Annotated in this window: 12 protein-coding genes; all 12 read left to right on the forward strand. The window is 68.1% G+C overall.

Features of this window, described 5'->3' with window-relative positions:
* Nucleotides 1–10: 10 nt before the first annotated feature.
* Nucleotides 11–2,146, forward strand: coding sequence for an acetate--CoA ligase family protein (locus ACIPK7_RS19045; protein WP_401089524.1), 2,136 nt, complete (start codon nt 11–13; stop codon nt 2,144–2,146).
* Nucleotides 2,130–3,011: a MaoC/PaaZ C-terminal domain-containing protein gene (locus ACIPK7_RS19050; RefSeq protein WP_401089526.1), complete on the forward strand. Its 882-nt coding sequence runs from the start codon at nt 2,130–2,132 to the stop codon at nt 3,009–3,011. Before ACIPK7_RS19045 ends, ACIPK7_RS19050 begins: the two co-directional genes overlap by 17 nt.
* Nucleotides 3,012–3,050: 39 nt before the next feature.
* Nucleotides 3,051–4,418 carry an MFS transporter gene (locus tag ACIPK7_RS19055; protein WP_401089528.1) on the forward strand — a complete coding sequence of 456 codons (1,368 nt, stop codon included), beginning with the start codon at nt 3,051–3,053 and terminating at the stop codon, nt 4,416–4,418.
* Nucleotides 4,419–4,468: 50 nt separating this feature from the next.
* Complete coding sequence (locus tag ACIPK7_RS19060; protein WP_401089742.1) at nt 4,469–4,873, forward strand: PaaI family thioesterase; 405 nt, start codon at nt 4,469–4,471, stop codon at nt 4,871–4,873.
* A 4-nt stretch (nt 4,874–4,877) separates the two neighbouring features.
* Nucleotides 4,878–5,936, forward strand: coding sequence for an acyl-CoA dehydrogenase family protein (locus ACIPK7_RS19065; protein ID WP_401089530.1), 1,059 nt, complete (start codon nt 4,878–4,880; stop codon nt 5,934–5,936).
* Between the two features lie 8 nt (nt 5,937–5,944).
* Nucleotides 5,945–6,700, forward strand: coding sequence for an enoyl-CoA hydratase/isomerase family protein (locus ACIPK7_RS19070; protein WP_401089744.1), 756 nt, complete (start codon nt 5,945–5,947; stop codon nt 6,698–6,700).
* Between the two features lie 16 nt (nt 6,701–6,716).
* Nucleotides 6,717–7,862 carry an acyl-CoA dehydrogenase family protein gene (locus ACIPK7_RS19075; protein WP_401089532.1) on the forward strand — a complete coding sequence of 382 codons (1,146 nt, stop codon included), beginning with the start codon at nt 6,717–6,719 and terminating at the stop codon, nt 7,860–7,862.
* Nucleotides 7,863–7,910: 48 nt separating this feature from the next.
* Entirely contained in the window at nt 7,911–8,828 is a 918-nt protein-coding gene (locus ACIPK7_RS19080) for an SDR family NAD(P)-dependent oxidoreductase (protein WP_015475457.1), read from the forward strand.
* A gap of 19 nt (nt 8,829–8,847) precedes the next feature.
* Nucleotides 8,848–9,825 (forward strand): NADH:ubiquinone reductase, encoded by a 978-nt coding sequence (locus ACIPK7_RS19085; RefSeq protein ID WP_081517182.1) that lies wholly within the window; start codon nt 8,848–8,850, stop codon nt 9,823–9,825.
* Between the two features lie 64 nt (nt 9,826–9,889).
* Nucleotides 9,890–11,140 (forward strand): OprD family porin, encoded by a 1,251-nt coding sequence (locus ACIPK7_RS19090; RefSeq protein WP_401089534.1) that lies wholly within the window; start codon nt 9,890–9,892, stop codon nt 11,138–11,140.
* A 120-nt stretch (nt 11,141–11,260) separates the two neighbouring features.
* A complete protein-coding gene (locus ACIPK7_RS19095) occupies nt 11,261–11,929 on the forward strand; it encodes a TetR/AcrR family transcriptional regulator (protein ID WP_401089536.1) in 669 nt (222 codons plus the stop codon).
* A complete protein-coding gene (locus ACIPK7_RS19100; RefSeq protein WP_401089538.1) occupies nt 11,926–13,575 on the forward strand; it encodes an acyl-CoA dehydrogenase family protein in 1,650 nt (549 codons plus the stop codon). The genes ACIPK7_RS19095 and ACIPK7_RS19100 overlap by 4 nt, the downstream gene beginning before the upstream one ends.
* The last annotated feature ends 107 nt before the right edge of the window (nt 13,576–13,682 follow it).

Genomic DNA, 13,682 nt, shown 5'->3' on the forward strand with positions numbered 1-13,682 from the left:
GTGGAACGTCATGTCAGTGAGTCACTTGCAACACACCGGTTTCTCCAGCCTCACCCCCCTGGTGCAGCCGCGCTCGGTCGCCGTAGTCGGCGCATCCAGCGACCCGCACCGCATCGGCGGCCGGCCCATCGCCTACATGCTGCGCAACGGCTTCAGCGGGCGCATCCTGCCGGTGAACCCCAACCGCACCGAGATCCAGGGCCTGCCGGCCTACGCCAGCGTCGACGCGCTACCCGAGGCGCCGGATGTGGCGATCATCGCGGTGCCGGCGCCGCAGGTGCTCGAGACCGTCCAGGCGCTGGGCCGCAAGGGCGCACGCAGCGCCATCGTGTTTTCCTCCGGCTTCAGCGAAGTCGGCGAGGAAGGCGTGGCCATGCAGGACGCCATCGTCGAAGCCGCCCGTGCGGCCAACATGCGTCTGCTGGGGCCGAACGCACTGGGTGTGTTCAATGCCAACCTGGGTTACTACGCCTTCTTCTCCACCAGCCTGGAGCGCGGCATTCCGCTGGCCGGGCGGGTCGGCATCGCCACCCAGTCCGGCGCCTATGGCGCGCACCTGCTCGGCCTGTCGCGGCAGCGCGGGCTGGGCACACCAATCTGTGTCGCCACCGGCAACGAAGCCGATGTCACCCTGGGCGATGCCATCGGCTGGCTGGTGGAGTCGCCGGAGATCGACGTGGTCATGGCCTACGCCGAATCGATCCGCAACGTCGACAGCTTCCTCGCCGCCCTCGAAGCAGCCCATCGCGCCGGCAAGCCGGTGATCCTGCACAAGGTCGGGCGCAGTGAGCTGGGCGGCCGCGCGGCCATGTCGCACACCGCCTCCCTGGCCGGCGACGACAAGGTGCTCGACGCGGTGCTGGCCGACTACGCCGTGGTCCGTGCGCGCACCACCGAGGAGCTGGTGGACATCGCCTACCTCGCCACCCAACGCATCTACCCGGTGAACAACAGCCTGGGGATGATCACCGTCAGCGGTGGCGCCGGCATCATCGTCAGCGACGCTGCCGAGGACGTCGGCCTGCCCATGCCGCCGATGCCCGAAGCGGCACAGGCGCGCCTGAAGCAGCGCCTGCACTACGCCTCGCCGCTCAACCCGGTGGATTGTACGGCGCAGGCGCTGAACGACCTGAGCCTGGTGCACGACTTCACCGAATCCATGGTGGTGGACGGCGGCTACCGCTCGCTGATCGCCTTCTTTACCCAGGCCGGCACTGCCGCTTCCATCGGCCCGCGGCTGGCCGAGCAGTTTGCGCGTATCAAGGCCGATCACCCGGACCGCCTGTTCGTGGTCTCGGTGATGGGCGAGGGCGAGGAGCTAGCGCCGTACCAGAAGGCCGGCTTCGCCCTGTTCGAGGACCCGACTCGCGCGGTGCGCGCCATCCAGGCCATGGGCCAGTTGGGCGAAGCCTTCGCCCGCCCGCTGCGCAAGACTCCCGCACCCGATGGGGTCGAGCTGCCGGCCAGCACACCTGGTGAGGCCGAAGCCAAACAATTGCTGGCGCGCGCCGGCATCGAATCGGCGCCCGAGCGCGTGCTGAAAAACGCCGCCGAAGCCGCCGCGTTCGCCGAACAGATCGGCTTCCCGGTGGTGCTGAAAATCGCTTCGGCAGACATCCTGCACAAGTCGGAAATCGGCGGCGTCCTGCTCAACGTGGACAGCGTCCAGGCTGTGCGCGAAGGCTACGACCTGCTGCTGCAACGCGCTGCCGAACAGGCACCGAACGCCCGCCTCGACGGCGTGCTGGTGGCCCGTCAGCTGCAGGGTGGCGTCGAGTGCTTCATGGGTATCCAGCGCGACCCGCAGTTCGGCCCGGTGGCGGTGTTCGGCCTCGGCGGCATCTTCGTCGAAGTGCTCAAGGATGTGGTCTTCCGCCGCTGTCCGTTCGGCGTCGACGAGGCCGAGCAGATGATCCGCAGCATCAAGGGAGCGCCGCTGCTGCTGGGCGCCCGTGGTCGTCCGGTGACCGACATCAAGGCGCTGTCGCGGGTGCTCGCGCAGCTCTCGAAATTCGCTGCCGAGGCCGGCCCGCGCCTGCGTTCGGTCGACCTCAACCCAGTCTTCGCCATGCCCGAAGGGCAGGGCGCCTGGGCCGCCGATGCGGTGCTGGAAGTGGAGGAGGTGGCCCATGGCGCTGAATCCTGAGCACCTGCTGAACTACCCGATCCCCGAAGTGCGGCAGCGTTTCAGCCGCCAGGACAGCGCCTTCTACGCGCTGTCGGTGGGCCTCGGCGCCGACCCGATGGATGAGCACCAGCTGACCTTCGTCGACGCCAACCGCGACCTCCAGGCGCTGCCCTGCATGGCCGTGGTGCTCGGCCATCCCGGCTTCTGGCTGGGCAACCCGGACACCGGCGTCGATGCGCTGCGCCTGGTCCATGGCGAGCAGAGTATCGAGTGGCTGAAACCGCTGCCGGTGGAAGGCGAAGTGATCGGCCGCACCCGCGTCACCGGTCTGGTGGACAAGGGAGCCGGTAAGGGCGCGCTGCTCTACAGCGAGAAGGTCGTCAGCGACGCGCAGAGCGGCGAGGTGCTGGCGATTGCCCGTGGCACCACCTTCCTGCGCGGTGACGGCGGCTTCGGCGGCGACAGTCAGTCGCTCAGTCAGCCGCACCGTCTGCCCGAGCAGGCGCCGGACCTGGTCATCGACTTGCCGACACGCCCGGAACAGGCGCTGCACTACCGCCTCAACGGCGACGACAACCCGATCCACGCCAGCCCCGCGGCGGCCGCTCGCGGTGGTTTCCCGCGGCCGATCCTGCACGGCCTGTGCACCCTCGGCGTGGCCTTCCATGCGCTGCTGCGCGGCTTCGCCGACTACCGCGCGGAGCGCTTCGCCCACCTGCAGGTGCGCTTCTCGGCACCGGTGTTCCCCGGCGAAACCCTGCGTACGGAAATCTGGAATGACGGCTCCTTCCGCACCCGCGTCCTCGAGCGCGACGTGGTGGTGCTGGACAACGGCCGCGTGCGCCTGACCCCGGACAGCGGAGATCCAGCCGGGCGGGCCTAGCGCGACGACGACCTCAACCAACCTGCGAGAACAACAACAATGAACGCACCCGACAGCTTGGCCCAGGGCACCGCGCTACCGCGGCGGACCCTGGTGATCGCCTTCTTCTTCTGCTTCCTGGGTCTGCTCGCCGATGGCGCCGACCTGATGTTCCTCGCCTACAGCCTGAACAGCCTCAAGGCCGAGTTCGGCCTGTCCAACTTCGAGGCCGGCTCGCTGGGCAGCATCACCCTGGCCGGCATGGCCATCGGCGGCATCTATGGCGGCTGGGCGTGTGATCGTTTCGGCCGGGTGCGTGTCGTCACCTGGACCATCCTGGTGTTCTCCGTCGGCACCGCGCTGCTGGGCCTGGCGCACAACTACTGGGCTTTCGCGCTGATCCGTTTCGTCTCCTCGCTGGGCCTGGGCTCGCTGTTCGTGGCTTGCAACATCCTGATGTCCGAGTTCGTCACCGCCAAGTACCGCACCACCATCCTGGCGACCATGCAGGCCGGCTGGACCGTGGGCTACCTAGTGGCGACGGTGCTCGCCGGGCAGATCATCCCGGACTACGGCTGGCGCGCGCTGTTCTTCACCGCCATCGGCGCGGCGCTGATCTGCCTGGCGCTGCGGCCCTGGGTGCCGGAGTCGCCGTCCTGGCTGGCGGCTCGTGCGCAACGCGCGCAGCAGGCCAGCAGTCGCCAGCAGAGCGCGCCCAGCGGCGGCATGCGCCAATTGCTGGTGGATCCGTCCACCCGCCGCATGTTCGTGCTCTGGAGCATCACCTCGTGCTTCCTGCTGTTCGGCTACTACGGCACCAACAACTGGATGCCCTCGTACCTGGAAAGCGAGCTGGGCATGAACTTCAAGTCCATGACCGGCTACATGGTCGGCACCTACACCGCGATGATCCTCGGCAAGGTGCTCGCCGGGATCGCCTCGGACCGCTTCGGCCGCCGCGCCACCTTCGCCGCCGGCGCCATCGGCACCGCGATCTTCATGCCGGTGATCGTGTTCTGGCACACGCCGGACAACATCGTCTGGATCCTCGCGCTGTTCGGCTTCATCTACGGCGTACCGGTGGGCGTGCTGGCCACCTACATGACCGAGAGCTTCTCCACCCAGGTGCGCGGCGCCGCCGTGGGCACCTCCTACAACCTCGGCCGCATCGGCGCGGCGGTGGCCCCGGCGGCCATCGGCCTGCTGGCCTCCCACGTGTCCATCGGCGCGGGCTTCCTGGTCATGGGCATCACCTACGTCATCACCGGCCTGATCCCCGCGCTGATGATCCCCAACCGCCTGTATGACCCGAACCGCGAGGCGCGCAGCCCGCAGCCCGATGCCGCACCTGCAGCGCCTGCGCGCCCGGCGGTACAAGGCTTGGCGCGCCCGGTGGGTCAGCCTGCCACGGAGGAAAGCGTTCGATGACCGATCTCACCTCGACCCGCGCCGCTGCACCTGCTGAGGGTGGCCTGGAGATGTTCCCCAGCGGCCGCTTCACCTTCCAGGAGTTCCTTGGCCTGGAGCGCTGGATCGATGGCGACGTGGTGCGGGTGCGCCTGCCTCACCGCCCGGAGCTGATGAACTACATCGGCAGCTTCCACGGCGGCGTGCTGATGAGCGTGCTCGATGCTGCCATGGCCGGGGCGATCCGCGTGCAGATGCCGGGTTGCTCGATGGTCACCATCGACATGGCCACCCACTTCATGGGCAGCACCAGCGGCGAGCTCAACGCCGTCGGCCGGGTACTGCGGCGGACCCGCACGCTGTGCTTCTGCGCGGCGGAAATCTTCGACGGGGCCGGCGAGCTGATCGCCAGCGCCACCGGCAGTTTCAAGTACCGGCCCGCTGCGGCCGGCGCTGTTCAACCGACACGGGAATGACGAAATGACCGACAACACCGCGATGGCCGAGGAGCGCGAAGAGCGCCTGCGGATGATCCGTGACAGCGCCGCCTCCCTGGTGCCGCGTGGCGGCGACCTGGGCCGGGTGCGCCGCCTGCGCTTCCAGGCGCAGGGCCTCGACCGCGACGCCTGGGCGGAAGTCTGCGCCATGGGCTGGCCGGGCCTGCGCCTTGCCGAGGAACTGGGCGGCAGCGGCCTGGGCATGGCCGAGTACACCGCGCTGCTGGAAGAACTCGGCCGTGGCCTGCTGCCCGAACCGCTGATCGAGGCGAGCCTGGTCGCTCCCTTGCTGCCGGCGGACGAGCGCGATGCGCTGCTGGCCGGCGAGCGGCTGATCCTGCCTGCCGGCATCGGTTACGAAGCCGCTGCTGCGTTGCCGGTGCTGCGCGACGGCCAGCTGCGCGGCGAGATCGCCCATGTGGCGCTGGGGGCTGCAGCCGATGCCTGGCTGGTCGCCTGCAACGCCGGCCTCGCGCTGGTGCAGCGCAATGCCGAAGGACTGAGCGTTCATCAGGAGCCGACCCAGGACGGCGGCCACCTGGCGCGCCTGCGCTTCGACGGCACGCCGGCGCAACGGGTCGAAGCCTCTCCCGCTGCCCTCGACGAATCGGCACTGGCCTGCGCGACGTATCTGGTCGGGCTGATGGACGCAGCCTTCGAACAGACCCGCGACTACCTCGGTGTACGCCGCCAGTTCGGCCGCGAGATCGGCAGCTTCCAGTCGCTGCAGCACCGCATGGTCGACCTGAAGCTGCAGATCGAACTGGCCCGCGCCATCGTCGGCGAAGCGGCCACCGCGCTGGACGAAGGCGCGCCGGTCGCGCAGGTGCAGCGCCTGGTGTCCACCGCCAAAGTGCGCGCCGCCGAAGCGGCCATGCTGGTGACCCGCCAGGCGATCCAGCTGCACGGCGGCATCGGCTACACCGACGAGGCCGACATCGGCCTGTTCCTGCGACGCGCCATGGTGCTGCTTAACAGCCAGGGCTCGCTGGCCTTCCACCGGGCGCGCTACATCGCCCTGCTGCATGCGGAGGTGGCGTGATGAGCGAGATGCTGCTGCAGGAAACCCACGGCTCGGTGCGCCTGCTGCGCTTCAACAATCCGGCGCGGCGCAATGCGCTGTCTCCCGCACTGCGCGCCGAGCTGCTCGACGCGCTGCGCGCAGCGGATGCCGATGCCGCCGTACGAAGCGTGGTGCTCACCGGTTCGGCGGAAGTCTTCAGCGCCGGCGGCGACCTCAGTGACATGCACGTCACTGACCTCAACGCCGGCCGCGTGCGCATGCAGAAGAACGCCGATCTGATCCGCCAGATGCTGCGCATGGGCAAGCCGATCATCGCCGCCATCGAAGGCTGGGCGGTGGGCGCCGGGCTGTCGGTGGCGCTGGCCTGCGACAGCCTGGTGTGCGGCGGCACGGCGCGCTTTGCTGCCGGCTTCGGCAAGGTCGGACTGCTCGCCGATCTCGGCCAGCTGCACACCTTGCCGGCGCGCATCGGTGTCGGCCGCGCGCGGCAGGTACTGATGTTCGGCCAGGTCATCGAAGCCGAGGAAGCGCTGCGCATCGGCCTGGTGGACCAGCTCTGCGCACCGGGTGCCGCGCTGGACGCGGCCCTCGCGCTGGCCGCGAAAGTGGAGCAACAGGCGCCGCTGCCGCTGGCCTTGACCAAGGCCCTGCTGGCCGACGGCCTGGAGCTGCTGCTCGAGCGCGAAGGCGATTTCCAGAGCCAGCTGTTCCTCAGCGCCGACCATGCCGAAGGCAAGGCGGCCTTCCTCGATAAACGTTCCCCGAATTTCCGGGGCCAGTAATCAAGAGAGCCGTGACATGACCGATTACAACGCCCTCGAAGATGGCGAGTTCCGCCGGCTGGTGCGCGACTGGGTCGCCGCCAACTACCCGCAGCGCATCCGCAACCCGGCCCACCGCCTGGGCCGTGACGACACCTGGGAGTGGTACCAGGCACTGTCGAAACAGGGCTGGCTGTGCCCCGGCTGGCCGGTGCAGTTCGGCGGCATGGGCCTCGCCGCCGGCAAGCAGCTGATCATGATCGAGGAGATGGAGAACTACGGCTGCGCACGCCTGCCCGACAGCGGCATCACCATGCTCGGCCCGCTGCTGATCCGCTACGGCACCGACGCCCAGCGCGAGCGCTTCCTGCCGCGCATCCTGAGCGGTGAAGACATCTGGTGCCAGGGCTACAGCGAGCCCAACGCCGGCTCCGATCTCGCCAGCCTGCGCACCGAGGCGGTGCTGCGTGACGGCGAGTGGGTGATCAACGGCCAGAAGACCTGGACCACCATGGGTACCGAGGCCAACTGGATCTTCGTGCTGGCGCGCACCGAGCGCAGCGCCAAGGCGCAGCAGTGCATCAGCTTCCTGCTGGTGCCGATGGACAGCCCGGGCGTCGAGGTGCGGCCGATCCTCAACCTGGAACTGCAGGGCGAGTTCTGCGAGGTGTTCTTCAACGACGTGCGCGTGCCGGAGGAGAACCTGGTCGGCGCGGTCAACCACGGCTGGGGCATGGCCAAGGCGCTGCTTGGCTTCGAGCGCATCTTCCTGGGTTCACCCAAGCAGGCCACCTTCGCCCTCGAACGCCTGGTGCGCCTGGCTCGTCACCAGGGCCTGTGGGACGACCCGGTGTTCGCCCAGCGTTTCGCCGCGCTGAGCATGGACCTGGACTGCCACAAGGCGCTCTACGAGCGCTTCGCCGAACGCCTGCGGCGCGGCGAGGAACTGGGCCCGGACGTTTCCCTGCTGAAGATCCACCAGTCCGAGCTGTACCAGCGCATCAGCGAGCTGGGGCTGGAGATCGCCGGGGCGGATTCGGCGCTGCTCAACCCGTTCGCCGACGATCCCGAACTGCACCCGGCGGGCATCTTCATCCAGTCGCGGCCGACCACCATCTACGGCGGCACCAACGAGATCCAGCGCAACATTCTGGCCAAGGCCGTGCTCGGCCTGCCGAGCTGATCGTGCGCGCAGCGAATCCCCTGATTAACGAACAGTAAGGAATCAGCAATGACCCAACGACTCAACGAAGGCAAGGTAGCGATCGTCACTGGCGCCGGTGGCGGCATCGGCCGCGAGATCGCCCTGGCCCTGGCCGACAGTGGCGCACGGGTACTGATCAACGATATCGGCGTGTCCCTGCAGGGCGAGGGCGGCTCGGCTTCCCCGGCCGAGGAAACCCTCGGGCTGATCCGCCAGCGCGGCGGCGACGGCGCCATCAACACCGACAGCGTGTCGGACTGGGACAGCGCCCGGCGCATCGTCTCCAGCGCCATCGACGCCTTCGGTCGCGTCGATATCGTGGTGAACAACGCTGGCATCCTGCGCGACACCATCTTCCACAAGATGAGCGCCGAGGACTGGCTGTCGGTGATCAACGTGCACCTCAACGGCAGTTTCTTCGTCAGCCGCGCTGCCGCCGAGCACTTCCGCGCGCAGAACAGCGGCGCCTTCGTGCACATGACCAGCACCTCGGGGCTGATCGGCAACTTCGGCCAGGCCAACTACTCGGCGGCCAAGCTCGGCATCGTCGCGCTGAGCAAGTCCATCGCCCTCGACATGCAGCGCTACAACGTGCGCTCCAACTGCATCGCGCCCTTCGCCTGGAGCCGTATGACCGACTCCATTCCGGCCGAGACGCCGGAGCAGAAGGCGCGGGTGGAAAACCTGCAGCGCATGACCCCGGACAAGAACGCGCCGCTGGCCGTCTACCTCGCCTCCGACGCCGCCAGTGCGGTCAACGGCCAGGTGTTCGCCGCGCGCAACCACGAGATATTCCTGATGAGCCAGAGCCGCCCGCTGCGCAGCGTGCACAGCGACAACGGCTGGACCCCGCAGAGCATCGCCGAGCACGGCATGCCCGCGCTGCGCGGCAGCTTCATGGACCTGGCGCGCAGCCCGGACGTGTTCTCCTGGGACCCGATCTGACCCTTCGGAGGACAGGCGCATGTTCAAGACCCGATTCACTGAAACCTTCGGCGTCGAACACCCGATCATGCAGGGCGGCATGCAGTGGGTGGGGCGCGCCGAGATGGCGGCGGCAGTGGCCAATGCCGGCGGGCTGGCGACGCTCTCGGCGCTGACCCAGCCGACCCCGCAGGCACTGGCCGACGAGATCGCCCGCTGTCGTGAACTCACCGACAAGCCCTTCGGCGTCAACCTCACGCTGCTGCCGACGCAGAAGCCGATCCCCTATGCCGAATACCGCGCGGCGATCATCGAGGGCGGCATCGGCGTGGTCGAAACTGCCGGCAACAACCCCGGCGAGCACATCGCCGAATTTCGCCAGCACGGGATCAAGGTGATCCACAAATGCACCGCCGTACGCCATGCGCTCAAGGCTGAGCAGCTGGGCGTGGACGCGGTGTCCATCGACGGCTTCGAGTGTGCCGGCCATCCGGGAGAGGACGACATTCCCGGCCTGGTCCTGCTGCCCGCCGCAGCCAACCGGCTGCGCGTGCCGATCATCGCTTCCGGTGGCTTCGCCGACGGGCGCGGGCTGGTCGCGGCGCTGGCGCTGGGGGCCGATGCGATCAACATGGGCACGCGCTTCCTCAGCACCCGCGAGTGCCCGATCCATCCGCAGGTCAAAGCGGCCATCCGCGCGGCGGACGAGCGCTCCACGGACGTGATCATGCGTTCGCTGCGCAACAGCGCGCGGGTCGCCCGCAACGCGATCAGCCAGGAAGTGCTGGCCATCGAGGCGCGCGGCAACGCCACCTACGCCGACATCGCCACGCTTGTCAGCGGCCTGCGCGGGCGCACCGTCTACGAGCAGGGTGACACCGACCTGGGTATCTGGTCGGCGGGCATGGTCCAGGGCCTGATCGATGACGAACCCAGCTGCGAGGAACTGCTGCGCGACATCGTCGAGCAGGCGCGCCAGTTGATCCGCCAGCGACTGGAGGGCCTGCTCTCCGATTGATCCCGAGCGCGGCGCCTTCAGGAGCGGCGCCGCCTTCACCTCACCTGACGAAGAGACAACAACAATGAAAAATCTTCCCGTACGGGCGCTCGTTTCGAGCTTCGCCTGCCTGCCCCTGTTCGCCCACGCGGACTTCATCGCGGACAGCAAGGCGAACCTGGAGCTGCGCAATTTCTACTTCAACCGCGACTACCGCCAGAGCGGTGCCGCGCAGTCGAAATCCGAGGAGTGGGCGCAGGGTTTCCTGCTGCGCTTCGAGTCGGGCTACACCGAAGGCACGGTGGGCGTGGGCGTCGATGCGCTTGGCCTGCTGGGGATCAAGCTGGACTCCAGCCCTGATCGCACCGGCTCCGGCCTGCTGCCGTACTCGGCCAGCGACAAGCGCGCCGCCGACGATTACAGCTCCCTCGGCGTGACGGCCAAGCTGCGCGCCTCGAAGAGCACTTTGAAGGTCGGCACCCTGCTGCCCAAGCTGCCGGTGGTGCAATACAACGACACCCGCCTGGCCCCGCAGACCTTCCAGGGCGGCCTTGCCGAGATCAACGAGATCGACGGCCTCAGCGCCCAGCTCGGCCAACTGCGCCAGGTGAAGCAGCGCGACTCGACCAACGACGAAGACCTGTCGATGACCCGTGGCAACAAGCGCAACATTGTGCTTGGCGGCCACACCAGCAGCGACCGCTTCAACCTCGCCGGCGGCACTTACCGCTGGACCGACAACCTCAGCACCAGCTACCACTACGGCGGCCTGGAGAACTTTTACCGCCAGCACTACCTGAGCGTGGTGCACACCCTGCCTATCACCGAGGGCCAGTCGCTCAAGTCGGATGTCCGCTTGGCCCGCTCCACCGATGATGGCGGCAGCAACGTCGACAACCGCGCGCTCAACGCGCTGTTCACCTATCGCATCGGCGGCAGCGGTTTCGGAGTCGGCTACCAGCGCATGTCCGGCGATACCGGCTTCGCCTACCTCAGTGGCACCGACCCGTACCTGACCAACTTCGTACAGATCGGCGACTTCGCCAACAAGGACGAGCGCTCCTGGCAGGCGCGCTATGACTACGACTTCGCCGGCCTCGGCCTGCCCGGCCTGACCTTCATGACCCGCTACCTGCAGGGCGACCACATCGACCTGCTGAACGGCCAGGGGCGCGGCAAGGAGTGGGAGCGCGACACCGATATCGGCTACGTGGTGCAGACAGGCCCGCTGAAGAACCTCGGCTTCAAGGTGCGCAACGGCGCCTTCCGCAGCGACTTCGGCAACGACATCGACGAGACGCGGGTGATCGTCAGCTACCAGATGCCGCTTTGGTAACTGTCCTAACGGGGATGGCGGGTTGGCCAGAATCGCTCCGCCCGTGGCGGGAATGTCCCTTTCAGTAAAAGTCTGAACCGTGATTCACTGAATTTCATGCAGTGAATCCGGATTCAGACCATGGCCTACCGACACTCCCCCGCGCGGCTGCAAAAGGACGGCGAACTGCGCGAGCGCATCCTCGCACTGGCGCTGGCGCGGGTGGTCGACGGCGGTTTTGCCGCCCTGACCATGCAGAGCCTGGCGGACGCCGCCGGCATCGCCACCGGCAGCCTCTATCGGCACTTCAGCGGCAAGGGCGAACTGGCCGCCGAGGTCTTCGCCCGTGCCAGCCAGCACGAGGTCGACACCCTGGGCGCGCTGCTGAAAGCTCCCGGCAGTGCTTCCGAACGCCTGAATCGCGGCCTGCACCAGTTCGCCGCCCGCGCCTGGGGCAGCCGCCAATTGGCCTTCGCGCTGATCGCCGAGCCGGTCGATCCGGAAGTGGACGAGCAGCGCCTGATCTACCGCGAAGCCTACGCCGCGCTGTTCGTGACCCTGCTGGAACAAGGCATCGCATCCGGCGAATTCCAGCCCCAGCCGGTGCAACTGATCGCCGCCTGCCTGGTCGGCGCCATCGCCGAGGCCCTGATCGGCCCGCTTTCGCCGCCCGCCCGCGCCGCGCGGGATGCCGGCCAGTCCAGCGTTTCCCTGGAGGACGTCAGCGACGCCCTCGCCAGCTTCTGCCTGCGCGCCGTCGGCGCAACCACACCTGCCTCGCCCACGCCTGTTATGGAGGACCCGTCATGATCCCGCACGAATACGCCGAAACCCACGAAGTGACCAACCAGGTACCGCCGCTGGACGGCGCCAACCTCTATCGCATCGACGTGCCGCTGCAGGAATGGGTGCGCCGCTACGGCGGAGGCTGGGCCGAGCAGAAGCTCGACGCCTACGGCGCATTGGCCGGCGGGCCGCTGATGGCGGCGGGCTTCCTCGCCAACGAGAACAAGCCGGTGTTCAAGTCCCACGACCGCTTTGGCCACCGCGTCGATCTGGTGGAGTTCCACCCGGCCTATCACGAGCTGATGCGCGCGGCTGTCGAGGCAGGCCTGCCATCCATGCCCTGGACCGACCCGCGCTCCGGCGCCCACGTCGCCCGTGCCGGCATGAGCTATCTGCACAGCCAGGCCGAAGCCGGCACCGGCTGCCCGCTGACCATGACCTTCGCTAGCGTGCCCGCCCTGCGCCTGCAGCCGGACCTCGCCGAGAAATGGCTGCCGAAGATCCTCTCCACCGAATACGACCCGCGCAACCTGCCCATCGAGCAGAAGACCGGCGCCACCATCGGCATGGCCATGACCGAGAAGCAGGGCGGCACCGACGTACGCGCCAACACCACGCGCGCCTACCCGGTGGGCATCCCTGGCCCGGGCCAGGCTTACGAACTGGTCGGCCACAAGTGGTTCTGCTCGGCGCCGATGTGCGACGCCTTCCTCACCCTGGCCTACACCGACAAGGGCCTGACCTGCTTCCTGCTGCCGCGCCACCGCCCGGACGGCAGCCGCAACGAGTTCTACATCCAGCGCCTGAAGAACAAGCTGGGCAACTGGTCCAACGCCTCCAGCGAAGTGGAATACCGCGGCGCGCTGGCCTGGATGGTCGGCGAGGAAGGCCGTGGCGTACCGACCATCATCGAGATGGTCGCCATGACCCGCTTCGACTGCATGGTCGGTTCCAGCTCGCTGATGCGCCAGGCGCTGACCCAGGCCGCGCACCACTGCGCCTACCGCCAGGTCGGCGGTCGTGTTCTGGCCGAACAGCCGCTGATGCAGAACGTGCTGGCCGACCTCGCCCTGGAAAGCGAAGCCGCACTGGCCCTGACCATGCGCATGGGCCGCGCCCTGGACAATCTGCACGACGAACAGGAAGACAAGTTTGCCCGGCTGGTGACCGCCGTGGGCAAGTACTGGATCTGCAAACGCGCCCCCGCGATGATCAACGAGGCCGCTGAATGCCTGGGCGGCGCCGGCTACGTCGAGGACACCATCCTCCCGCGCCTGTACCGCGAGGCGCCGGTCAACTCCACCTGGGAAGGCTCGGGTAACGTGCAGTGCCTGGACGTGCTGCGCGCCCTGTCCAAGGAGCCCGGCGTACTCGACGCGCTGTTCAGCGAACTGGGCGACGGCCACGGCGACGCGCGCCTGGCCTCGTTCATCGGCAACCTCAAGGCCTCCTTCGCCGACACCCAGGACATCCAGTACCGCGCCCGCCAGCTCACCGAAAACGTCGCCATCGCCCTGCAGGCCAAGCTGCTGCTGGAAGCGGGTAATTCGGTGGTCTCCGACGCCTTCATCGCCAGCCGCCTGGACGACGGCGGCTGCGTCTACGGCACCCTGCCGCGCGGCGTGGATGTGGAAGCGCTGGTGGCACGGGCGACGCCGCATCTGGTGTGATGCAACTTTGCCAGCTGCCCGCCATGGGCAGCTGGTTTGCTCCTGTCACTGATCGTCTCTGATGAATCTGTCATCCCCTTCCGCAACGGAAGCAGGCAAGATGGAGC

This window comes from Pseudomonas sp. NPDC086581 (assembly GCF_044746165.1).
Lineage (GTDB): Bacteria > Pseudomonadota > Gammaproteobacteria > Pseudomonadales > Pseudomonadaceae > Pseudomonas.